This window comes from Periweissella beninensis, from assembly GCF_016908275.1.
GTDB classification, from domain to species: domain Bacteria; phylum Bacillota; class Bacilli; order Lactobacillales; family Lactobacillaceae; genus Periweissella; species Periweissella beninensis.
Window position 1 is genome coordinate 21,221 of the sequence record NZ_JAFBDN010000009.1, and the last position, 20,601, is coordinate 41,821.

Sequence of the window (20,601 nt, forward strand, 5' to 3'; positions counted from 1 at the left end):
TTTAATTGTTATTTTTTTGTTTTGTAATAAAAATGATTCCTGCAATTACTAATAAGATGACACCATAAATGGGAAATGGTGCTGCTAAGCCCAAGCCACTCATGGGTTTATTGAGTAGTTTGTTAATGATTTCGGCCGCAGTTGGTGAGAAAAACGCACCAAAGTTGAAACCGATTAATACTAATGATGTCACTAATGGTTGCTTATTAAGCGGTGCTAAATCAGGTAATAAATTAAAGATCAGTGGTGACACCAATTGAAGTGGAAAACCGATTAATAGCAAGCCCACCACCATTACTACGAAATTATTACCAGCTAAGCCAAATAAAAAGTTGGCAATTGCCATTAATCCTAAACCTAAGTAAACCGTGTTAAAACCTAAGTGTTTTTGGATTGTACCATACGTTATGCCCCCTAATGTCGCACCAACTAGCATCAAGGATAAAAACAGCGATGCTCCTTGATAATTTTGCCCGTTAATGGCCACCGCTAATCCTGAAAAACGATTATTCATACCAACATAATCAACTACTAAGATAAACGCAAATGCCACTAACAAGCCAACCATGGGGCTAATTTTAGTTACGCTACGATGCGTTGTTGGTTCAACGTCTTGTGACGTTACGTTAGTAGTTTGTGCTTGTTCCTCAAGGTGCTCATCATCTGGTACCCTAAATGAAAAGATAGCTAAAGCGACAAAGGCTAGAAGATAAACTAAAAACGGTGCATGCCAACTAAAAGTTAATAAGCCGCCCGCAATAACTAAGGTACAGGCTTGGCCTAATTGCTCAGCAGCTGCACGCCAACCTAACATTTGTGAGCGATCATTACCCGCATACCAAACCGAAATTAGCGCAATGGCTTGTGAATTATATAAACCAAACCCAGCACCTAAAATTAACCGCGACAGTAAGATTAACCAATAGTTACTAATAAAAAATGGGGCAATGCCGGCTAAACCAACGATAATTAAACCGATTTGAATAACTTTTTTATCTGATAAATGACACAGTCGGGCAATAAATGGGGAAGCAATTACAAAAAATATTACGAGAAACGCTGGGCTAGTTGCTAGATACTCAGCTTGGGTTTGACTAATATTTAAAGCTGCTTTCATTTGCGGTAAAGCACCTTGAATTGCGTAGGCACTAGTTAAAACAAAGGAAACTGATAGAAAAGCAATTTTTGTAATAAACGAATCACGACTATTCATAATTTTTTACCCCTCGGCTTACCTATTATCCGTTAATTTTTTGTAAATTAATCACTGCTTTGTTAACCGATTCATCAAATTTATTTGCTAAATAGGCTGGAACTTGGGCAAATGACAATTCATGACTAATCAAACGTTCAACATCGATTTTACCGCTTGCCAATAGTGCCAATGAATCTTGGAAACTATACGGATTAATGAATGAACCTTGAATTTTAAGTTGTTTAGCGAAAACGGCGTATGATGAAATGGTAAAGGTTTGATCTGGATTACCAACACCAAACATTAGGACTTGACCACCTTTTTCCGCATTGGCAACAGCTTGTTCTTGGGTGAAAGAACTTCCCACAGCTTCGATAACAATATGGTAATTATCAGCAAATTCTTTGGCATTACCATCCACAACTGTATCGGCACCCATACTTTTAAGTAATTCGACATGCTGAGCGTCACTAACTTTTCTTGATGAGACCGCAACATGATGAACACCATATGCTTTTAAGGCTTGAATGAACATTTGACCAATAAAGCCATCCCCTAGTACGATCGCTTTTTGATGGGGTTTTAATGTTAGTAAATCAATTCCATGTACCACACATGATAGTGGTTCTGTCATCGCAGCAGCCTTTAATGAGACATTATCTGCAATTTTATAAACGACTTTGGCTGGTGCAGTTGTATAATTTTCAAAACCACCGTCACGAGTGACACCCACAGCAGATAAGTTTTCACATAGTTCTGGTTCTTGTGCTCGACAATAGTCACAGTCACCACAGTAAATATTTGGATCAATCGCTACCCGATCACCCACAGCAAGCTTTTGGACATTTTCACCAATTGCGACAACTGTCCCTGAGTTTTCATGACCTAACACCCGCGGATACGTAACATCTGCTGAACCGGGAAGCCCAGCAAACAAGTGTTTATCTGTACCACAAATTCCGGCATATGCAATTTCAAGGACCACTTCATCAGCCTTAGGTTGTGGCATTGCCAAAACCTGCACCTTAACTTCATTTTTATTAGTTAAAACAAGCGCATTATTTTCCAATGGTTAATTCTCCTTTATTGTCAAACGTTTATCATTTGATTATGTGAAAATATTAACACCATTCAAAGTAGTTGTCAAACGTTTATCAAAAAATATTAACGATTTTGTTATCGTTTTCCTTGAGATTATTGACCTAAATTAACCTGTTTATATAATATTTCGATAAAAAATCCTAAAAAGATTTTTAGCTCTTGTGATGTAATAAACTATCTTTCAAAACAAATTGGTCTAATACCACTATTATTTATCAAAAATACTATATATGGTGCTTTAATATTTTTTTACGATAATTTAGCACTATATGTTGATTATTGCTGCTAAAAGTCGGTATAATGGTTTTTGCTGTTTTATGACGATAGAATAGTTTGTCAATATATATATATTGGAAATCAAAATATTAAGGATGTTTTATGTTTAATAAGTATTATGAAGTACTAACAAATTTACCAGCATATAGTCACAACATTTTCCGTAAAGATTACCTTCCATGGTTAATCAAACAATGCCTTGGTTGGGGGACTTTCAGTTATGCCCTCCTCGCCTTTAATTTTATTTTACAGCTTATTTCGGTTTTTTCTTCATTCAACGCTAATCCCCTCTTAGCAATTATTACTTTTATCGGTGGTAATTTATCGGTTGCCTGTGTTATTGGTATTTCCAATCGCTCTGGTATTCAAGGATGGGCCGGTTTAATTAGTGCCCTATGTATTGCTTGGGCCGCTTATTTAGCTGGTAATTTCGCTACTGTTTGCGAACAACTTGGGTACATCATTTTTCTTGATATCTTTTGTATCTTAGATCCACAATGGAATAGTACGATGGAAGCCGCTAAAATTGAAAGTAAAAAAGAATGGTTGGGTTATGGCCTATTCTTCTTAATTACTTGGTTAGCTTGTTTTAATATCTTTAGTTTAACTAGTGATCCCCGTGTATTCTTAGATAGCTTAACGTTGGCGATGGCAATTACTGGTTCATTAATGGAACTTAACCGGAAGCGGGAACAATATTATATTTGGACACTCGCCTCCATTTTTACGATTGCTTTATGGTCACAAACCATGCTCGCTGGTGATGGCAATTTTGCGTTAATTTTTAGTTATAGTGTGTTCTTATTAAACGATTTCTACGCCTTCTTTAGTGTTAAAGGGTGGTTCCGCACAATTTAAATAATAACCACTCCGTATCATTTATAGTTATTAAGTTATCAAAAGGTTAGTATGTGGTAAAATTTAATTAGCGCTAACTACGCGATTAAATTATGACTGTAACTTAATTTTTAACTGTGCCTAATAGTAATTATGGGGCGGTTTGTTGTTTAAATAACTTAAACTAAAGGAGATAATTGCATAATGATAGATAAACGATGGCAAGACGCTTTATATATAACTGAAGTAATCAATGATGAAGGCCTTGAAGGTCATACGTATGTGCCAAACGGTTTAAAGTTAAAAACAAGTAGTCCATTAAATAGCAATCCGGGTACTAATCCAGAGCAATTATTAGGCATGTCCCTAAGTACGTGTCTTGAGGCAACGCTCCAAGCAATTGAACGTGAACATGCTTTACCACATACAGCGGCTGTCTATGTTAAAGTGGCCTTTGTTGGTAGTAAGGCGCACTATGAATTTTTAGTACATGCTGAAGTGAGCCTTCCCGGTGTAGCGCCCGCCTTAGCCCAAGCAATGGTTACTGAAGTTGAAGATCGTTGTCCTGTTTCCCAACTTTTACGTCAAAGTGCCAATTACACCATTAGTTTAGCAAAATAGTTAAAGATTAATCGAGTAAGTCAGTAGGACAAGTTAATAAATAACAATTTAAATTTATATGTTTTTAGGCAGCTTTGTTAAAGCTGTCTTTTTGTGTTAATCGGTATTCCCACGCATACTACCAATAACAATCTGATTTTATAAAAAGACAACTCAAATTATTTGAACTGTCTTCCCTCTCTTTATAATACTATTTTGCTAGCCTAGTTCTTTTTTCGACTACTGTGACTAAATTATTTAAATTAACCGCAAAAGCATGTTTAGCAATCGGTGTTAAGAGTTTTAGTGGAAGATGCAAAGCTGTTTTTTCTAAAACATAAACATCTTCTTGAATTATCACACACTTGTCTACACCACTTATTAAAAAAACAACTTCGTATTCTATTCGACCTTCAGTACTAGTATATTTAATACCGTTTGTTATTTCTTCAATACTAACTATCTCATGCTGATTAATGGATGGACCAGTTCTAGTGATACTAATCCGATTTTTACTTTGTCTTGCTATCATAATTTCAGGTACCCATTCTAGCAAGTACTGCAGTTCTACTAAAGCTTGCCAAACATCTTTCTGCGTAGCCCGCGCTATTACTACATTAGAAAATGACTTTTTTTGCATAAATTAAGACCTCCTCGATTTGCTAGTCTTAATTTACCGAATTTTTGTAATTATTGATAATCAGTATACTGATATTTAAAAGTTCTCGTTGATTTTTTCATTAAATAAATTCTTTAAGAAGTTACTACGTTGTTGAGCTTCTAATTGTTGATCAGCTTGTTCATTCTCTTTTGCAATTTGTGCAACTAATCGATATAAATTTGCTAACATATAATGTGAGTTATGGCCCGTTATATACGCAATGCCTTTTGTGACCCACTTTAAAGCCCCTTGTATATTTTTAAGTTCATAGTTAGTTAAGGCTACTAAATAGAAAATTATATTTAGGTTCTCCACATAATTTGCCTGCTCAATATTTGTCATGGCCTTAATTACTAAGGTGGTATCTGAAGTAGATAACCCTTTTTTAGCCTGAATAAGACCTAATGAGGCTAACCCTAACCTAGTTAAAGTTGATTGCATTGTTCCTTTTTCGTCATTTGATAGCGACAACTTTAAATTTTGCTCAGTAAACCTCAAATCAGCGTCGACTTGAAAATTAGTAACACTTAAATAATAGTAATATGCTTGGACTTCTACTGCTGTTTGAACATTGTCAATAGTTACTGGATCTAACAAAAAGGTTTTTAATCCCACATATTTATGCTCATTACATAATTTTGAAAGTGTCTTATTAAATTTTTGACTTGCTGAAATTGTAAAATTACTATTTAGGCTAATTTCATCTAAACTGATAGCTAATCGATCACATAGAGCAAGTAATAAGCGCGCATTTGGCATGTATTTACCAGTTTCAATCGCTGATAACATTGACTGGGCACATATCCCATTAGCAACTTCTTTTTGTGAAAGTTTCTGTTGTTTACGTATTTCCTTTAAAGAACTTCCCAATTGATTAGTCAATATCCACCTCCGTTTATTTTTCTTATTAGCCGTCATTATATCGTAAAATTTATGTTTCAATGCTTTCTTACTTTACGATAATAGCCAAATTAAAAAATTGGATGACATGAGCCCGTTTGAATACCAGCACCATGCTATCCAATTAATCGTTTAAACCATCACTCCAATTTATGATTTAGCCCTTATTATGCACCTATGCACCGTGATGCTCCTCCTTGAAGGCTTGCATTTGCCGTTGATCGGCATGTTGCCGATCTTCAATATAGCGCCGTGAAAGCCGGTATATAATTAACACCAAAATCAAAATAGCAATCGCACTAGTTTGAATTAAAATACCAATCGTATCATCGTGATACACTAATAAATTTCTTAACATGGCTGTTACCCCAATGTACATAAAATTTTGTAATGAAATATGATCTTGCATAAAATATTCACGCGTTAACACAACAAATTCAAAAAACATAAACGTTTCTAAAATAATTTCTGACACTTTATAAAATTCAATTTTTAATTGACCGTCAAATAATAATATCGTTAACTCGGCAACCTCTTTAATGAAGAAGCCCATCATCAATAACCCTAAAATCAACATTGCAATTCCTAAAACATAGTTGTACCACTGGGCTAGTTTTGCTTTAGACATTCATTATTCCTCCATTTGTCTTTATTACTATCATACCAAACCATTATCCATTTTACGTATTTATTTTTGTAAATTTATAAAAACACGCTTTAATTGAATTTTATTCAAGCGTAATATATTAAATAAAGTCACCCATGACCTTAACTAAAATATATCTTTGTGAGGTAAGTATGTCAGATAAAATTGAAATGCCTAAGCAAGTATCCCCTTTAAAAGCCCATCATATGCCGATTAAATGGTTTCAAAATGACCAAAATCAGCAGGCCGCTTTACAGGCCGTCACATTGCGTGAAAAAACACTGCTTGTTGGTCGGGTTGGCATTATGATGTTAGCGTGTGGAACTGGTGCTTGGCGTGTCCGTGATGCTATGAACCACATTGCGTGGCGCCTTGATTTAGTTTGTACCGCTGATATTGGTTTTACATCCATTCATTATACATGTTTCGATGATAATAATAGCTATACCCAAATTTTAACGTTACCCGCCAGTGGTGTTAACACCGATCGTTTACAGGTTTTAGAGTTATTTGTTCAAAATTTTGCAAAAATTAAGCTATCAGTGCCACTTCAAAATATCCATGCTCGTTTAGATAATATTCAAAATAAACCTGGTAATTATCAAGCAATCCACGTTGCTTTGGCAGCTGCTTTAGCCTGTGCCAGTTTTATTTTTCTGTTAGGTGGTGGCCTACCAGAAATGCTTTGTGTTTTTGTTGGGGCGGGCCTTGGTAACTATGTTCGGTGTAAATTAAGTGATTTTCGCATTACCACGCTGGTTGGATTAGCCCTAAGTGTAGCCACCGCGTGTATCACCTATTTACTAACTTTTGAACTTTTATCCCAATTTTTCCATATTGCCCACGGTCACGAAGCCGGCTATATTGGGGCTATGTTATTCGTTATCCCTGGTTTTCCGTTTATTACGAGTTTTTTAGATTTGTCAAAACTCGATATGCGCTCTGGGTTAGAGCGTTTAAATTTTGCTATTATGATTACGGGTGTTGCTAGTTTAGTTGGCTGGCTAGTTGCCTTGGCCGTTCATTTACAGCCTGAAAATTTTATGCCACTTGGTCTATCCCCACTGGTTTTATTATTATTGCGGATCCCAGCTAGTTTTTGTGGTGTTTTTGGTTTCTCAATTATGTTTAATAGTCCCAAAAAAATGGCTTTAGCAGCAGCCTGTATTGGTGCCGTTGCTAACCCCCTCCGTCTTGAGCTAGTTGATTTTACCACTTTACCACCTAGTACGGCGGCCTTCATTGGTGCTTTAGTGGCTGGTATTTTAGCCTCATTGCTCAATCGCTTTGCTGGTTTCCCCCGCATTTCATTAACCGTGCCCGCCATTGTCATTATGGTCCCAGGTTTATTTATTTATCGCGCTGTTTATAATATTGGGATTAATCAGATTGGAACTGGGGCTTTATGGCTCACGCATGCCATTTTAATTATTTTATTTTTACCACTCGGTTTATTTGTTGCCCGGGTCATCTTTGATCGAGACTGGCGTCATTTTAATTAAACGCAATTTTAAAGCACAAACAAGCATTCCCTTTAACCACGGTCTCGTAAGATTGGCTAATAACAACCCTGAACCACAACTATAACTGAAAAAAAGGCTGAATTTTCTCAAATTCAGTCTTTTTTGGTAGTTAATTTAGCCGTTAACGGTATCATTTAGTAACTAATCAAGCCGCTTTATAAATCTTTTCTGCATTTTATCATTCTTATAGCCTATTCTTTCATAGAACTGATGCGCTTCTACGCGTTTCACGCCTGAATTTAAGCGAATTACTGCATAGTTTCTCAGTCTTGCTTCTTTTTCCAAAGCAGTCATTAATTCTTACCCAATACCTTGGTTTACCTTATCTTTAGAAACTGCTAAGGCTAATATATTAAATAATGAATTAGCATAAATCGCTTCATAAACTTCAGCATGCACGTATCCTATAATTTGCTGCGTCAGTTCATCTTTAAATCCCAAAAAGAAATGATGGCTAAAATCCTTAAGTAACTTAGCTAACTGGCTCTTTGTTGCCTCAAGTGGGAAATCGTAACCGAGTTGTTCTTTATTGATAACTTGTAAAACGTCTGCATCATCTATTTTTAAATTTCTAATCATAAGCATATCTCCAATTTTAAGTAATAGGGTGTTGTCACAACGTTCAACAATAAGCACCATTTTTAATAATTCTAGGCGTACAAGCTACCTACACAGGCGAAGCAATTTTTAGCCTTCTTTTAGATTAAAATCAGTAAAACATATTTCATCTTCATTTTGGCAATCATTAATCATTAGGTCTTCCTATTTTACTTTAAAACTACTCTGATACCCAAGCTTTGCATAAAAATTATTACAGGTATAACATAATGGATAATAATGGTTTATTTAAAGTCATTAACCATACCTAAAATACTAGAACATAGTTGCTAATTCTGTTGTACTATCAACTCATAACATTTTCAAAAATCAAATTGACAAAAAAAGAGCGCCCTTTTTGAAAAAGAGCGCTCCTTTTTAAAACCAACCAATTATTTTACTTAACTTTTTTGACTGCCTTAGTAAGGAGATAGCATAAACTTGCTACTACTAAACCAGCTAACCCAAATAATAATAATTTAGTTTCAGCTTGACTTAATAACCAAACACTCAAAAGTAAAGCAACGATTGGAATTACCGGGCCTAGTGGGAGCTTTAACGTTCCTGGTTGGCCTTTTTTGATAAAATAAAAATAGATACTAGCTAAAATTGTGGGAATATATTGGACAAAACGAGCGACAACTGACATTTGCGCTAGGACGGCAAATTGACCAGACCACGTTAATAGTAATGTTAAAATCCCCGTAATAATAATCGCCAAGGTCGGGAGCCCCTTTTTATTAACTTGTGCTAATTTATGGGGTAATGCCCCTTGTTGAGCCATCGCTTGGCCAGCTCGTGGTGTTTCAAAGGAGGCATGAATCACAATTCCTAGCATTGAAATTAGCGTCCCAGTCGCAATAATCGCATACCCAATGTCACCGGTAATTTGGCGAAAGGCAGCTTGAATGGGTACGACTGAATTGGCAACATGGGCTCCTAAGATACCATTACTAACCACAATTGTCATTACATAGATAAAAGCAACAATACTAATCGCAATAATAATTGCCCGTGGTAAATTTTTTTCCGGATTACGGTAATTTTCAGCAGCAATTGTCATGGTTTCAAAACCCGTAAAGGCATATAACAGCATGACCGCAGCCGAACCAAAATTACTAAAATTCGTACTATAATTAATGATTGGTACTAAATTGCCACTTTTAATAAAGAAAATACCAATAAAAATAAATAAAAATAGTGGTACTAATTTAGCAACTGTTGCAATCGAATTAACCGCCTTCACAAGATGAACGCCGGTCAAGTTCATAATTGTTAGTAAGACAACAATTACTAGCGAGGTGCTATGACTAGCAAGCGGCGTATTTAGTACGGGGAACGTACTCCCCAACGCCGTTGTTAATCCCGCAATCATCGCCGCCCAGGCAATCATTCTAATTAGGTACGTCATAAAACCAACTACATAACCGATATACTCACCGAAAGCAGCCTTAGCATATAAAAAGGCGCCCCCATTGTTCCCATAACGTGAACTCATGTCAGCAAACGATAAGGCAATTGTTAAAACTAAGATTGCATCGAGCAAGGCGACAATAATTCCCCCATTGCCGACTAATTTATACACTTGATTAGGCATTAAAAAAATCCCTGTACCAATTATGCCGTTGATACCAAATAGAATAAGTGCAATTAATCCAAATTTATGTTTTTCATTTACTTGATAATCCACATACTAACTCCTTTTTTTATAATTAACTTAAAAAGCATATCAAATTTAGTTTGTAATTGGCAATTTATTTTTACTTAATGTCCCCTTACTTTCATTATTTTCTCACTAAAGGGAGTATTTTCTTAATAAAACTACCATTTTTACTAACTATTGGTTGTACCTTACAGTAAGGCACCAAACTGCAATTTACTTTTTCACGCCTAATTTTGTTAAAATTAACTTATAGTAACTTTTAATAAATTTAAGTTGAAAGGCAAAAATTTTATGCAAATCATAGAGGCGTTTTCTGCAAGTAAAATTAATAATCATGCTTTAAATGAGGATGGGATTTTCTATAATGATGCATATGTCGCCGTGATTGATGGGGTTACTAATAAGGCTAGTCACAGTATTTGGCGGCCGTCACCTGGCGTTTTCACTAAAAACGTCCTCCTTGATGCGCTTAGGACCATGCCTAGCACATTTACCGTGACAAACGCATATCATTACTTAAACCAAGTACTAGCCAAACAATACCCGAACCTTAATTACTTTACTAAAAATGCTAAACAACGTTTACAGGCTAATGCCATCATTTATAGTGCCTATCATCAAGAAGTCTGGTTTATGGGTGACTGTCATTGTTTAATTGATAACACTTATCATCAAAATGTCAAAAAAATTGATAACTTGTTAAGTGAAGTCCGCTCTTTTGTGTTTGCCGCCGATACCATCGATAACACGATTACGCGCGATAATGACATTGGTCGTAATGCGATTTGGCCCTTTTTACAACTAGAGGCTAATCTAGCTAATACGGATAATGAATTTGGTTATTTAGTCTTAGATGGTCTTGGTAACTGTCCTGACAAAATTAAGGTTTTAGACGCAACCCATGCTCACAGCATCATTTTAGCTAGTGATGGCTATCCAATTTTAAAAGATAGCTTAGTGCAAACTGAGGCAACACTTAGTGAGCTAAAAAATACTGATCCACTTTTAATTCATACTTATAAGTCAACCAAGGGCTTTAACAGTAAACAGCAGTCTTTTGATGATCGTACGTATCTTAAATTTGAAATTTAGGGCTTTACGTTATCTATTAGGGGCAAAAAATAGTATAGTTAAAGAAAGGCTTATCGCTATGCCAAGCACCTTTTTAAATCTTAATCTTTTGGGGGAAAGCATATGTTTAAAAAAGTTCGTAAACGTAATTCAACTAGTCTTTGGGCTAAAATATCATCACTAATTGCCCTCATTCAGTTAATTATAATGGGCGTTAAAAAACTTAAAAAGCTCAAACAACTTAAGCGTAACAAACATAAATAACATGGGGGGTTTATTAATTATGGATACTTTAAAACCAGTTTTAAAATTTGCAGTTGCTTCGACCTTGATCATTAGTGGCATTCTCGTTGCTGGCACCATTTTTGCTGCCAAGAAAATTGATCAGCTTGGAGATGACTTAGATCAAAAAATTCATGAATAGTGCTATTTAAAACACAAGTGAATATTTAATTAAAAAAGACTGGGAAAAGACAACGTAACTAACATTGTTTTTTCCAGTCTTTATTACATTAAGCGATAATAAATCAGAGGACATTCAGATGGCAGATAAAAAATTACTTTCACCACTGGTTATTTATTTACTCGGTATTAACTCCATTATCGGCTCTGGAATTTTTTTACTAGCTGGTAAAATTTATCGTAATGTTGGTAATTGGAGCCTTTTAGCCATTTTATTGGCTGGCTTTTCCTTATTCACGATTGCTTTTTCATATGCTAACATGAGTAAGCTTTATCCCGAAAATGGTGGAGCGTTCATCTATGCTCGCCGTGTCTTTGGCCGGTTCATGTGTTTTATTATCGGAATAGTGACTTGGTTACTAGGGACAGTCACTCTTGCTACCGAAGTATCGGCCTTATTAACTGCTTTGAAAATGATTTTCCCCACATTACCCACGACCATCGTGGGGGTCAGCTTATTACTAAGCTTAGGGTTTTTATCGTATTTTGGCTCATCATTAATTGCCAATCTAGATAATATCACGGCCATCTTAAAGTTACTAATCGTGATCGTGTTTGTTGTTACTAGTATTTGGTTAGCCAAAGTTACCAACTTTATCAGTCAACAACCACTAACCAATATTACACATCATTTTACCCTGAAAGGATTTTTAGTGGCGTATGGAACTGTCTTTTTCTTTTTTACGGGCTTTTCTTTTTTACCAGTTAATGCCGAAAAAATGAATAATCCAACTAAAAATTTACCCAAAATGATATCACTTGTAATGCTATCATGTATCAGCGTCTATTTGATTATCCAAAGTATAACCATTGGTGTCTTAGGTGCAACATTACCAAATACGATTGTCCCCGCAGCCACGATTTTTGCTAAAATTGTTGGCCACATTGGTATTCCACTGTTTGTTAGTAGTATTTGTATTTCCATTCTTGGAGTCATTGTAGCGACAACCTTTAACACGCCGACTTGGGCTGTTATTCTCACCACGGTTGGAGCGATTTGCCTTTTCTTAACTGGTGATTATCTTTTCTTAAGTGAACTTACCGTTTTCATGAGTTTCGTCCAATATTTGGCAACTGGGTGCGCGAACGTTAAAAAACGCTACTATTTAATCGGCCTTAGCACCATTGGTTTTTCAATCATCTTATTAACCTCTTTTTCACTCACTGTCCTATTATTAGGTGTCAGTTGTATTGTGGTATTAGCACTTATTTATTTAAGCGTTAAAGTCGATGATGCGCATTTAGCTAAAGTTAAAGCCACCAAGCAAGCTCTTAAAGTAGCCAGTAAGCACACCAACTGATTACTTTGTTCAGACCCATCTTAGTTACTAATCTTTTAATGGAGTAAGACTACGTAATAAAAAATCACTAGCAGCTTGACTGCTTTGGTCAATATCAAACGTTGCCATCGAATTAGTTAGAATACGTGGTAAAATGTAACCAGCCAGAATACTAACAATGTATTGCATAATGCGACTTATTGGCCAATCAATAAGTTGCTTATTTTTTTGAAATGTAATAAACAAGGGCGTAATGTGTTCGTCCAAAAGAACTTGCCACTTATCATACATCACCTTTACCATTGTTTCATCACGAATAATCTCTTGCAAAAAAATTTTTAATTGTTTTTGATTTTCCATGGCAAATGTTAGCCGATCCTTAACGACGTAGCACAAAAAATGCTCAAAGTTATGATATTGTTGCCCCGTAATTTTGTTAGTGAATTCATTAAGTACTCTCGGAAAAACATTTTCAATGAACGGTTCTAACAAAGCGTTTAAAATTCCTTGCTTTGTTTTAAATTGCTTAAAGACCGTCCCTTCTGAAACCGCGGCTTGCTGTGCAATTTCACTACTCGTTGTATGTTCAAATCCTTGTTGCGCAAACAAACTCAAACTTGCATTAAGAACTGCTTGTTGCTTTTTAGATAAATCTGTCTCAGCTAATGTTTGTGCCAGTAACTTTTCAATACTATTAATCTGCATGCGTAATCACCTGTTTCATCAAATTTTTTTATACCTTACGATAACGCCGTAAGCCCCAAATATTTAAGCTTGTCAAAATAACTAAAAATAATAATAACATCGTAATTTCAAAACCTAAATCGAAAATTGATGTCCCATGTAGGATAATCCCATTAATTGCTTCGCCAGAATACTTCAACGGAATAAGATATGACAGTGCTTTAATCCAAGTAGGCATCGTATCTAACGGAACTAACCCGGAGAAGAAAATCTGGGGCACAATGACTAACGGAATAAATTGCATCATTTGAAATTCTGAATTAGCAAAGGTTGAAAGTAAAATACCAAAAGCTAGGGCAACTAAGGCTAATAATAAATTCATAATAACCACTGCGATCATACTTCCAACTACTTCAATGTCCAATAACCATACTACAATCAAGACAATCAGGATCGTTTGAATTACTGCTAAGATACCGTAACTTAACATATAGCCAAAAATAATTACTGAGCGCTTGACCGGTGTCGCTAATAGTCGGTTTAAAGTACCACTGGTACGTTCTTTTAATAGCGCCATCCCTGAAATTAAAAAGACAAAGAAAAAGACGAAAAAGCTCATTAAAATTGGTAAAATTTTGTCATAATAACCAGTATTATGATCACCGTAAACATAGGTATTACTTATTTTGGCTGCCTTTTGACTTTGTGGCGATTGTGCTGCTTTCTGCTTCTTAACCTTTTGCTGGGTTACCTTTTGTTCAAGCGCTAAAATTTGAGCTTTTAGTTGAGTATTAGCTTGTGTACTTTTGCTTAAAGCTTGTTTGAGCGCTTTAACATTTGAAATAGTTAGCGCATTTTGAAAGGCCAATTTCACTTTAGCAGTTTTCGTTGCATCGGTATTAGCATACATGATGTGATAATTATGCCCATTTTGCTTAATAACTGCATCAATTTTTTGCTTAGTCAATGCGTGTTTAGCCTTTTCTTGCGTTTGATAGGTTTTAAGATGTACATGTTTAATTTTTTTGATTTCATTAGTTACCTTGGAACTCACCCCAACCGTCCCCACTGTCACGTTAGTAACAGAATTAGTATTAAAAATAACACTCATTAATAACATTACCAAGATGGGCGCGATAAACATCAAAGCTAACGTCCGCTTATCACGAAATAGTTCTTTTAAAATCCGTTCAATAATCGCTATGATTCGCATGTTTCAACCCCCTCAGCTTTTAAAAAGACTTTTTCAACACTATCAACCTGATAAAGCTGTTTTAGTTTTTGCGGTGTATCAAAGGCCATGACCGTTCCATCTAATAATAAAGCCACCCGATCGACTAACTCGGCTTCATCCATCACGTGCGTGGTGATTAAAATACTGCGCCCAGTCATTTTAATCCGGCCTAATTCGGCCCAAATTTGTTGCCGTAAGGCCGGGTCAATCCCGACCGTTGGTTCATCTAAAATTAATAATTGTGGGTCCCCCAGCAACGCTATCGCTAAGGATAAACGCCGCATCATTCCTCCTGAATATTCAACAACACGCCGGTTTAAGTCTGCCGTTAAATTAACCACGGCTGCGACGTATTCGATTGCACTTGCTAATTTGGATGCTTTAAGGCCTTTCATAACGCCAAAAAAGTGCAAATTTTCATACCCGGTTAAGCTCATGTAGAGCGCATCCGTTTGTGCCATATAGCCGATATCACTAAGCAATTGCCGATTAGGCATTTCTTTTTGAAAAATTTTGGCCGTCCCGTTCGTTGCAACTTCCATCCCCAATGCAATTTTAATTACTGTTGATTTCCCTGCACCTGATGGCCCAATTAGCCCAATTATTTCACCAGGTATTACCGTTAAATTGATGTCTGCTAACACCCTTTTTTTACCAAAGCTTTTAGCTAAATGTTCTAGTTCTAAGATATTGGTTTGCATAAAGTCTCCTCCTTTGATTAAATGAGTAATTACTCACTCACCTTATAAAAATGAGTATATACTCACTGAGTGGATTTGTCAAGATAATCATCGTTACTTTCGTTATTAACTACCATGAAATATACTTCATATAGTTGTCATGCTATAACTAACATCATAAAAAAGATAATGCACTGATTCTCATAAATTGGGTCTATTAGTATCTTTTTTTCTTTCATTTTTTAAAAAAGGTGTAAAAAAAGAGATAACCCACCACCATCAAGCAGAAAGGAAATCTCCATGGATAATTATCTCAAAATATCACTCACATAAAAAACCCAAATTTAAAAATCAATAATACTTTCAAAAACCCTAATGAAATTGTTAATAGTTTTGAATACGGATTTTCTAATGGCCCTGTAGAAGGAATCAACAATAAAATAAAAGTTATTAGTCGTATTTCATATGGTTTTAAAAATTTTGAAAACTTCAGACATCGTATTTTAATTAGCTTTAAAAGTTAATATTTTGCGATAAATTACAAAAAAAACAACTAATCCAAATTATGAATTAGTTGCCTAATAAATTAATTTAATTATTTAGTCTATCAGTACCATTTGACAAAGAGCCAATTTTTAGGGTATTAGATACAAAAAAAGAGTGGAAAAATTTAATTTTCTACCCTTTTATCGCATCGTATCACCAATTATTAGTAGTATGTAATTAGATACTACCTGCTTGCTTTTTACGTTTAGCAGCTTTTTCACGTTCATTAGTATTCAAAATTTGTTTCCGTAAACGAACATTCTCTGGTGTTACTTCAACATATTCATCATCATTCAAGAATTCTAGTGAATCTTCCAATGACATAACGCGTGGTGTTTTAATTGAAGCAGTTTGGTCCTTATTTGATGAACGAACATTTGATTGTGGTTTCATCTTAGTAACATTAACTGAAATGTCATTGTCACGTGAGTTCATTCCAACAATCATACCTTCATATACTTCAACCCCAGCACCAGTAAACATCGTTCCACGATCTTCAACACCCATGATAGCATAGTTTGTTGTTGAACCTTGGTTGATTGAAACTAAAGCACCATTGTGACGGCCTGGCGCCCAATTTTTAATTACTGGACCATATGAATCATAAGTATGGTTATAGATACCGTAACCACGTGTTAATGAAAGGAATTCAGTTGAATATCCAATTAAACCACGTGAAGGAGCAAGGAATGTCAAACGTGTTTGACCATTACCAACTGACTCCATATTTTGCATTTCACCTTTACGTTGTGAAAGTGAGTCAATGACTGAACCAGTATATTCGTCAGGTGTATCAATTTGAACAGATTCAAATGGTTCTGATAACACACCTTCAATCTCACGGAAAATAACTTGTGGTCGTGAAGCTTGTAATTCGAAGCCTTCACGGCGTAATGTTTCAATTAAAATTGATAAGTGTAATTCACCACGACCTGATACTAACCAAGCACCTGCTTCATTGGTATCTTCAACACGTAATGAGACATCAGTATGCAATTCACGACGAAGCCGATCTTCTAGCTGACGAGCAGTAACAAATTTACCTTCACGGCCAGCAAATGGTGAGTTATTGGTCCGGAAAGTCATTTGAAGCGTTGGTTCATCAATACGAAGAACTGGCAATGCTTCTAATGTATCTGGTGCAACTACAGTTTCACCAACATTAATTTCATCCATCCCAGCAACAGCAATTAAATCACCAGCTTTAGCTTCTTCAATTTCAACACGATCAAGACCAATGAAACCAAATAATTTGGTAACACGGAATGATTGATTGGTACCATCAAGCTTCATAACAGTAACACTGTCACCAATCTTAATTGTCCCTCGTGCTACCCGACCAATTCCAATACGACCAACAAAATCGTTGTAATCTAACATTGCAACTTGGAATTGTAATGGTTCATCAGCATTATCTTCTGGGGCTGGAATAGTTTCAAATACTTTATCAAAGACTGGTTTCATTGTATGTTCTTGCGTATCAAGATCTGGATCCAATGAAGATGTTCCATTCATTGCAGAAGCAAAAACAACTGGGAAATCAAGTTGTTCTTCATCAGCGCCTAATTCAATAAATAAATCAAGAACTTCATCAACAACTTCTTCAGGTCGTGAACCAGGGCGATCAATTTTATTTACCACAACAATTGGTGTCAAGTTTTGTTCGAAAGCTTTTTTCAAAACAAATCGTGTTTGTGGCATTGTTCCTTCAAAAGCATCCACAACTAATAATACACCATCCACCATGCGCATGATTCGTTCAACTTCACCACCAAAATCCGCGTGTCCAGGTGTGTCTAAAATATTAATTTGCTTATCACCAACCTTAACGGCAGTGTTTTTTGAAAGGATTGTGATACCACGTTCCTTTTCAATATCATTTGTATCCATTGCACGATCTGAGATTTCTACTCGACTATCAAGAGTATCAGATTGTTTTAATAATTCATTAACCAAAGTTGTTTTACCATGGTCAACGTGCGCAATAATTGCAATATTACGAATATCTTCACGTTTTGCCAAAATTCTATTCTCCTCTAAGATTACTATCTTATTATTGTTAGCTCGTCTTTATTTAATTATCCATTAAAAAATCGGGCCAAGGCCCGACATACGAACTTAGGTCAACTCAAGATGCACAATTTCTTGATGCGCACACGGAGTTGCAGTTAAAACTGTATTTGATGATAACATATCAATTTCGGTGCCGTCAATTGTTGTGAACGGCATTTTTAAACTTTCTAATAAAACTTTTGCTGCCGCAAAGTCCCATGGCTGCATTTTTGAAACATATCCAACGGCTTTTCCTTCAATAACCTTAATGAAAGACATCCCCGCAGAACCAATAATTCTAATACCTAATGACTTACGACCAATTTCAACTAATTTTAATTGCTGATTTAGTAAGCGTCCTCCGCTTACCTCAATCAATCCATCCTCTAAGCGTATATTTTGTGGTGTTTTTAATTTTTGCTGATTAGCAAATATCCCTATTTTAGGACCTCCATGATAAATAATGCCCTTATCAACATCCATAATCCACGCTAATGTACCTTGTCCTTCAATATAGAGTGCTAGCATAATGGCAAAATCATCACGTTGCTTAATAAAATTCATCGTACCATCAATTGGATCAATAAACCAAACATGATCCCGCATTGTTCTAACAGCATCACCAAATCCTTCTTCACCTAATATCTGTGCTTTTGGGTCCAAAATATGAATTTTTTCAGTTAAAATTTTTTCAACATTTTTATCGACATTTGTTACTAGATCACGGCGTCCCTTTTTTTCACTTATCAACAAATTCGCTAACAGATTCTTTTCAAGAGTTTGACGAATATCCACTAACCACTGTTGCACAGTTTTATCAAATCTTAATAAATCTTGTTCTTCCATCATCATAAACGACCTTTAAAATTTATTAATTTTAATTATTTTTGCCTTTGACTCATATGCGAGTTTAAGTGTTTGATAAATACTATAACCACTTGCTTGCATAAAAGCACGATCAATTTGTTTTTCTTCAAATTTCATTGGAACAACTGTTTTAAACGCTTTATAAGCCGCGATTAACTTTACTTGCTCGATACCTTTTTCATTTGCTTGGGCAATTGCTGAGTACAAATCTGTCACCTTAATAATATCTTTAGTTGACCACCCTTCATCTAACGGATAACTAAAATTTTCTTTATTCATGCTACACATCCCCTTTTACCTATACCTTTAAGTATACGTTGGAAATATCGTAACAACAAGTCTCTATCCTAAGGATTACTACAAGGCTATCTAGCATAGACTGCAATAGCTTATAACACTTTTACGTGTAATATGGCTTTTTATCTAAAATCTTTTAAGCACAGTAAAGCTAACTGTTATCGCAGTTAGTTACCTATAGCTAGTTTTACGACCTATTTATTATAATAGGTTTCCTAGTGGCCAAGCATGTCTATTGCTTGCATATTTATTAATTGCCCTTTGGATACTTTGATTTGAATTGGATGTTTTGGTGTGACCAAATAATTTATTGTTTGTTGGCTACCAAAAAATATTCCAACCAAGGTAAAAACAATTACGCCATGCTTTATTAAAGATTTTATAATACTCATATTACCCTCTTTCGCTTAATTTTAAAATATACGATATTAACTGTTAATGTTAATAGTAGCATACTCCATTAAACTAGATGGTAGTATTTCAAGTTTGTTAGGGCTTTGAAATACTCTTGTTAATTTACGTTAAATATCCGCAATAAAAAATAAACCTTACTGGTTAGCCATTACATGGTTTTATTTATTTCAGTAAAAAAGTACAGTTAATATTTGTCATTAACTGTACTTTATATTTAAGATAGTTTATTAATCAGCTGAGTGGTAAACAGCGGAAACATCATCATTGTCTTCTAATTCTTCAATTAGGCCAGCAAATTGACTCATTTTATCTTCAGGAACTTCCACTGTGTTTTGAGGAAGCATTGTTACTTCATCTTGAGTAAGTTCATAGCCTTGTTTAACCAAAGCATCTCTTACTGTTTCAAAATCTGATGGCGCGGTAATAATTTCAAACCCATCTTCAGTAGCTTGCATATCTTCCGCACCTGCCTCGATTGCAGCTTCAAAAACTGTATCTTCATCAAGTGGCGCATCTTCATTTTGAGGTACAACCATGAAACCTTTACGGTCAAACATAAAAGCAACAGAACCACTGGTTCCTAACGAACCACCATGGTGCGTAAATGCTGAACGAACTGAAGCGGCTGTCCGATTACGATTATCAGTCAATGATTCAACTAATACGGCAATACCAGCAGGACCATAGCCTTCATAGACAACTTCTTCATAGTTTGCCCCATTAGCACCTGTCGCTTTATCAAGTGCCCGTTGGATGTTATCCTTTGGCATATTAGCAGCCTTTGCTTTATCCATTACCAAACGTAATGATGGGTTACCATCAGGGTCAGCACCACCAGTTTTTGCTGCTGTATAAAGATCCCGTGAAATTTTTTGGAAAATCTTACCACGCTTTGCGTCTTGGGCGTTTTTACGACCTTGGATATTATGCCATTTTGAGTGTCCTGACATCTTCAGTACTCCTTTTTTATTTATTTTTTTGTATTAAGTATTAAACCTCATAACGATAACAGTAT

Annotated in this window: 21 protein-coding genes and 2 pseudogenes; 8 read left to right on the top strand and 15 right to left on the bottom strand. The window is 35.5% G+C overall.

The window, feature by feature from the left end:
• Position 1 precedes the first annotated feature (1 nt).
• Both JOC59_RS04915 and JOC59_RS04920 read right to left on the bottom strand, forming a co-directional pair.
• On the bottom strand, positions 2–1,213 hold the full coding sequence (locus JOC59_RS04915) for an MFS transporter (RefSeq protein WP_205143688.1): 1,212 nt from the start codon (positions 1,211–1,213) through the stop codon (positions 2–4).
• A 25-nt stretch (positions 1,214–1,238) separates the two neighbouring features.
• Positions 1,239–2,204, bottom strand: a complete 966-nt coding sequence (locus JOC59_RS04920) for a zinc-dependent alcohol dehydrogenase family protein (protein ID WP_205143723.1) — start codon at positions 2,202–2,204, stop codon at positions 1,239–1,241.
• Positions 2,205–2,674: 470 nt separating this feature from the next.
• On the opposite strand from JOC59_RS04920, the gene pnuC reads away from it, so the two are divergent.
• Together pnuC and JOC59_RS04930 are read left to right on the top strand one after the other, a co-directional pair.
• The gene (gene pnuC / locus JOC59_RS04925; protein WP_205143689.1) at positions 2,675–3,430 is read left to right on the top strand and encodes a nicotinamide riboside transporter PnuC; all 756 of its coding nucleotides are present in this window, start codon (positions 2,675–2,677) and stop codon (positions 3,428–3,430) included.
• A gap of 183 nt (positions 3,431–3,613) precedes the next feature.
• Complete coding sequence (locus tag JOC59_RS04930; protein ID WP_205143690.1) at positions 3,614–4,030, top strand: OsmC family protein; 417 nt, start codon at positions 3,614–3,616, stop codon at positions 4,028–4,030.
• A gap of 190 nt (positions 4,031–4,220) precedes the next feature.
• Here JOC59_RS04930 and JOC59_RS04935 read toward each other — a convergent pair whose 3' ends face one another.
• The 3 genes from JOC59_RS04935 to JOC59_RS04945 form a co-directional block, all read right to left on the bottom strand.
• Complete coding sequence (locus tag JOC59_RS04935) at positions 4,221–4,649, bottom strand: SRPBCC family protein (protein ID WP_205143691.1); 429 nt, start codon at positions 4,647–4,649, stop codon at positions 4,221–4,223.
• Positions 4,650–4,724: 75 nt separating this feature from the next.
• Positions 4,725–5,552, bottom strand: coding sequence for a helix-turn-helix transcriptional regulator (locus tag JOC59_RS04940; RefSeq protein WP_239517025.1), 828 nt, complete (start codon positions 5,550–5,552; stop codon positions 4,725–4,727).
• A 193-nt stretch (positions 5,553–5,745) separates the two neighbouring features.
• Positions 5,746–6,198, bottom strand: coding sequence for a phosphate-starvation-inducible PsiE family protein (locus JOC59_RS04945; protein ID WP_205143692.1), 453 nt, complete (start codon positions 6,196–6,198; stop codon positions 5,746–5,748).
• A gap of 170 nt (positions 6,199–6,368) precedes the next feature.
• Between JOC59_RS04945 and JOC59_RS04950 the strand changes: the two genes are divergently transcribed.
• A complete protein-coding gene (locus tag JOC59_RS04950) occupies positions 6,369–7,718 on the top strand; it encodes a threonine/serine exporter family protein (protein WP_205143693.1) in 1,350 nt (449 codons plus the stop codon).
• A gap of 162 nt (positions 7,719–7,880) precedes the next feature.
• Here the strand turns inward: JOC59_RS04950 and JOC59_RS04955 are convergent.
• Together JOC59_RS04955 and JOC59_RS04960 are read right to left on the bottom strand one after the other, a co-directional pair.
• Positions 7,881–8,318 (bottom strand): annotated as a pseudogene (locus JOC59_RS04955) (GNAT family N-acetyltransferase).
• A gap of 415 nt (positions 8,319–8,733) precedes the next feature.
• Positions 8,734–10,026: an APC family permease gene (locus JOC59_RS04960; protein ID WP_205143694.1), complete on the bottom strand. Its 1,293-nt coding sequence runs from the start codon at positions 10,024–10,026 to the stop codon at positions 8,734–8,736.
• 264 nt (positions 10,027–10,290) lie between these two features.
• Here JOC59_RS04960 and JOC59_RS04965 point away from each other — a divergent pair, with 264 nt between their 5' ends.
• From JOC59_RS04965 to JOC59_RS04980, 4 genes are all read left to right on the top strand, one after another.
• Positions 10,291–11,091 carry a hypothetical protein gene (locus JOC59_RS04965; RefSeq protein ID WP_205143695.1) on the top strand — a complete coding sequence of 267 codons (801 nt, stop codon included), beginning with the start codon at positions 10,291–10,293 and terminating at the stop codon, positions 11,089–11,091.
• A 102-nt stretch (positions 11,092–11,193) separates the two neighbouring features.
• A complete protein-coding gene (locus tag JOC59_RS04970; protein WP_205143696.1) occupies positions 11,194–11,334 on the top strand; it encodes a hypothetical protein in 141 nt (46 codons plus the stop codon).
• A gap of 19 nt (positions 11,335–11,353) precedes the next feature.
• Entirely contained in the window at positions 11,354–11,494 is a 141-nt protein-coding gene (locus JOC59_RS04975) for a hypothetical protein (protein ID WP_205143697.1), read from the top strand.
• Between the two features lie 118 nt (positions 11,495–11,612).
• On the top strand, positions 11,613–12,833 hold the full coding sequence (locus tag JOC59_RS04980) for an APC family permease (protein WP_205143698.1): 1,221 nt from the start codon (positions 11,613–11,615) through the stop codon (positions 12,831–12,833).
• A 27-nt stretch (positions 12,834–12,860) separates the two neighbouring features.
• On the opposite strand, the gene JOC59_RS04985 is transcribed toward JOC59_RS04980, so the two are convergent.
• From JOC59_RS04985 to JOC59_RS04995, 3 genes are read right to left on the bottom strand one after another with little or no spacing between them, the layout of a single operon-like run.
• A complete protein-coding gene (locus JOC59_RS04985; protein WP_205143699.1) occupies positions 12,861–13,517 on the bottom strand; it encodes a TetR/AcrR family transcriptional regulator in 657 nt (218 codons plus the stop codon).
• Positions 13,518–13,545: 28 nt separating this feature from the next.
• Positions 13,546–14,709: an ABC transporter permease gene (locus JOC59_RS04990; RefSeq protein WP_205143700.1), complete on the bottom strand. Its 1,164-nt coding sequence runs from the start codon at positions 14,707–14,709 to the stop codon at positions 13,546–13,548.
• The gene (locus JOC59_RS04995; protein WP_205143701.1) at positions 14,697–15,431 is read right to left on the bottom strand and encodes an ABC transporter ATP-binding protein; all 735 of its coding nucleotides are present in this window, start codon (positions 15,429–15,431) and stop codon (positions 14,697–14,699) included. Before JOC59_RS04995 ends, JOC59_RS04990 begins: the two co-directional genes overlap by 13 nt.
• Before the next feature lie 356 nt (positions 15,432–15,787).
• On the opposite strand from JOC59_RS04995, the pseudogene JOC59_RS09335 reads away from it, so the two are divergent.
• A pseudogene (locus JOC59_RS09335) lies at positions 15,788–15,934 on the top strand (transposase); the annotation flags it as partial.
• Positions 15,935–16,133: 199 nt separating this feature from the next.
• On the opposite strand, the gene typA reads toward JOC59_RS09335, so the two are convergent.
• From typA to JOC59_RS05025, 5 genes are all read right to left on the bottom strand, one after another.
• Complete coding sequence (typA, locus tag JOC59_RS05005) at positions 16,134–17,978, bottom strand: translational GTPase TypA (RefSeq protein WP_205143702.1); 1,845 nt, start codon at positions 17,976–17,978, stop codon at positions 16,134–16,136.
• Positions 17,979–18,074: 96 nt separating this feature from the next.
• On the bottom strand, positions 18,075–18,860 hold the full coding sequence (locus JOC59_RS05010) for an inositol monophosphatase family protein (RefSeq protein ID WP_239517026.1): 786 nt from the start codon (positions 18,858–18,860) through the stop codon (positions 18,075–18,077).
• A gap of 9 nt (positions 18,861–18,869) precedes the next feature.
• Positions 18,870–19,154: a UPF0223 family protein gene (locus tag JOC59_RS05015; protein ID WP_205143703.1), complete on the bottom strand. Its 285-nt coding sequence runs from the start codon at positions 19,152–19,154 to the stop codon at positions 18,870–18,872.
• A gap of 233 nt (positions 19,155–19,387) precedes the next feature.
• Positions 19,388–19,564 carry a hypothetical protein gene (locus JOC59_RS05020; protein WP_205143704.1) on the bottom strand — a complete coding sequence of 59 codons (177 nt, stop codon included), beginning with the start codon at positions 19,562–19,564 and terminating at the stop codon, positions 19,388–19,390.
• Between the two features lie 249 nt (positions 19,565–19,813).
• The gene (locus JOC59_RS05025) at positions 19,814–20,536 is read right to left on the bottom strand and encodes a YebC/PmpR family DNA-binding transcriptional regulator (protein ID WP_205143705.1); all 723 of its coding nucleotides are present in this window, start codon (positions 20,534–20,536) and stop codon (positions 19,814–19,816) included.
• Between the last annotated feature and the right edge of the window lie 65 nt (positions 20,537–20,601).

What these genes read in the sequence shown, in the direction of transcription:
- JOC59_RS04985 (WP_205143699.1), bottom strand. Translation starts at nt 13,517, where the DNA reads ATGCAGATTAATAGTATTGAAAAGTTACTGGCACAAACATTAGCTGAG.
- JOC59_RS04915 (WP_205143688.1), bottom strand. Translation starts at nt 1,213, where the DNA reads ATGAATAGTCGTGATTCGTTTATTACAAAAATTGCTTTTCTATCAGTT.
- JOC59_RS05010 (WP_239517026.1), bottom strand. Translation starts at nt 18,860, where the DNA reads ATGATGATGGAAGAACAAGATTTATTAAGATTTGATAAAACTGTGCAA.
- JOC59_RS04920 (WP_205143723.1), bottom strand. Translation starts at nt 2,204, where the DNA reads ATGCCACAACCTAAGGCTGATGAAGTGGTCCTTGAAATTGCATATGCC.
- JOC59_RS05015 (WP_205143703.1), bottom strand. Translation starts at nt 19,154, where the DNA reads ATGAATAAAGAAAATTTTAGTTATCCGTTAGATGAAGGGTGGTCAACT.
- JOC59_RS04970 (WP_205143696.1), top strand. Translation starts at nt 11,194, where the DNA reads ATGTTTAAAAAAGTTCGTAAACGTAATTCAACTAGTCTTTGGGCTAAA.
- JOC59_RS04990 (WP_205143700.1), bottom strand. Translation starts at nt 14,709, where the DNA reads ATGCGAATCATAGCGATTATTGAACGGATTTTAAAAGAACTATTTCGT.
- JOC59_RS04965 (WP_205143695.1), top strand. Translation starts at nt 10,291, where the DNA reads ATGCAAATCATAGAGGCGTTTTCTGCAAGTAAAATTAATAATCATGCT.
- JOC59_RS04945 (WP_205143692.1), bottom strand. Translation starts at nt 6,198, where the DNA reads ATGTCTAAAGCAAAACTAGCCCAGTGGTACAACTATGTTTTAGGAATT.
- JOC59_RS04950 (WP_205143693.1), top strand. Translation starts at nt 6,369, where the DNA reads ATGTCAGATAAAATTGAAATGCCTAAGCAAGTATCCCCTTTAAAAGCC.
- pnuC (WP_205143689.1), top strand. Translation starts at nt 2,675, where the DNA reads ATGTTTAATAAGTATTATGAAGTACTAACAAATTTACCAGCATATAGT.
- JOC59_RS05025 (WP_205143705.1), bottom strand. Translation starts at nt 20,536, where the DNA reads ATGTCAGGACACTCAAAATGGCATAATATCCAAGGTCGTAAAAACGCC.
- JOC59_RS04935 (WP_205143691.1), bottom strand. Translation starts at nt 4,649, where the DNA reads ATGCAAAAAAAGTCATTTTCTAATGTAGTAATAGCGCGGGCTACGCAG.
- JOC59_RS04930 (WP_205143690.1), top strand. Translation starts at nt 3,614, where the DNA reads ATGATAGATAAACGATGGCAAGACGCTTTATATATAACTGAAGTAATC.
- JOC59_RS04995 (WP_205143701.1), bottom strand. Translation starts at nt 15,431, where the DNA reads ATGCAAACCAATATCTTAGAACTAGAACATTTAGCTAAAAGCTTTGGT.
- JOC59_RS04980 (WP_205143698.1), top strand. Translation starts at nt 11,613, where the DNA reads ATGGCAGATAAAAAATTACTTTCACCACTGGTTATTTATTTACTCGGT.
- JOC59_RS05020 (WP_205143704.1), bottom strand. Translation starts at nt 19,564, where the DNA reads ATGAGTATTATAAAATCTTTAATAAAGCATGGCGTAATTGTTTTTACC.
- JOC59_RS04975 (WP_205143697.1), top strand. Translation starts at nt 11,354, where the DNA reads ATGGATACTTTAAAACCAGTTTTAAAATTTGCAGTTGCTTCGACCTTG.